Source organism: Cupriavidus sp. 05T41, from assembly GCF_056396525.1.
Genome location: NZ_JBFTLQ010000203.1, coordinates 1 through 963, shown reverse-complemented (window position 1 = coordinate 963; position 963 = coordinate 1). Strand labels below are relative to the sequence as shown.

The following is a 963-nucleotide window of genomic DNA, read 5'->3' as shown; positions in this document are numbered from 1 at the left end:
GGCCGCGCCGGGCCGCTGCCCTGCGCAGCCGGCTCGCGCMCCGGCGTCGCCCGCGCCAGCCGCTCGCCGAACGCGCGCAGCGCATCCACCGGCAGGCGGGCCTGCTGGCCCAGCCCCGCGATGTACTGCATCAGCGCCGGATTGCCACAGCTATTGGCCGTGCACKACAGTCCGTCGCGGTTGACCGATGCCACGTAGCGCCGCGCCATGTCGGCGCGCTCGGCCGGCGTGAAGCGATAGCTGCCCTGCCGGTCCACTTCCAGCAGGCGCGCCAGGATGCCTTGCCGCGCGTGCGGGTTGTTGCCGGCGAAGAACTTGTCCATGCCCATGCCGAGCTTGTCTGCCACGTAGACGTCGTAGGTCCGCTGCCAGAAATCGCCGCTCATCTGTTCCGGGCTGGTGGCCTGGAAACCGTAGAGATGCTCGATCTCCTTGAACATCTCGCGCGCGCCGGCATAGCCGGAGCGCTGCATGCCTGCGATCCAGCGCGGGTTCCAGTTGCGCGCGTTGAGTTCGGTGGCCAGCCAGGTGCGCGCGTCCACGGTCTCGGCCTCGGCGGGGCGGCGCAGGTTGTGCAGCCAGAAGCGCGGTGCCTGCCCGCTGACCGCGCGCGTGGCGAGGTTGAGGCCGCCGGCGTACTGGTAGGTATMGTCGTTGTCGAGCGCGCCGTAGAGCGTGCTGGCGCGCGAGAACAACACGGCCTGGTTGGACTTGAGGTGGCTGGCCAGCGCCTGCGGCGCGGTCTCGCCCCAGCCTTCGGCGGAGAAGGCGAAGTTCATGTAGCGCAGGTATTGCTGCGCCAGCGCCTGCCCCGGCTGTGCGGCGGAACCGTTGGCGCCGGCCACGTCGCGGCTCTGCTCCACCATCTGGTTCACGCCGATGCTGTAGTTGCCCGGCCTGGCGGCGAACACGCGGGCGCGCGCCAGGCGCCMGGCCAGCGGCGGCGCCACGCCGGCGGCCAGC

The 963-nt window shown here is 71.5% G+C and carries 1 protein-coding gene; it reads right to left on the bottom strand.

The window, feature by feature from the left end; genetic code table 11:
- Nucleotides 1–963 (bottom strand): cobaltochelatase subunit CobN (locus AC1DKV_RS40480; protein ID WP_477139770.1); only part of this gene is annotated, 963 nt, incomplete at both ends.